The 326-nt window shown below is 47.9% G+C and carries 1 protein-coding gene; it reads left to right on the forward strand.

Features of this window, described 5'->3' with window-relative positions; genetic code table 11:
* Nucleotides 1-326: type VI secretion system tip protein TssI/VgrG (tssI, locus tag J8L86_RS21045; RefSeq protein WP_211031457.1), on the forward strand; the 326-nt coding region annotated here is incomplete at both ends.

The raw sequence follows: 326 nt of genomic DNA on the forward strand, positions 1-326 counted from the left end.
GCCATTGTTGTTGGTCCTGAAAATGAAGAGATATTTTGTGATGAGTATGGCCGAGTCAAAGTGCAATTTCCTTGGGATAGATATGGCGAGAGTAACGAGCACTCCAGTTGCTGGGTGCGAGTGAGTCAAGGGTGGGCAGGTGGACAATACGGTATGATGGCAGTGCCACGTATTGGTCATGAAGTGATAGTGAGCTTCTTAGAGGGCGACCCTGACCAGCCTATTATCACTGGGCGCACATTTCACAGTGCTAATTTAACACCTTACTCACTACCTGCTCATAAAACCCGCACAGTGCTGAAAACCCAAACTCATAAGGGTGAAGG

The organism is Shewanella sp. MMG014 (assembly GCF_018100775.1).
In the GTDB taxonomy this organism is placed as follows: domain Bacteria; phylum Pseudomonadota; class Gammaproteobacteria; order Enterobacterales; family Shewanellaceae; genus Shewanella; species Shewanella japonica.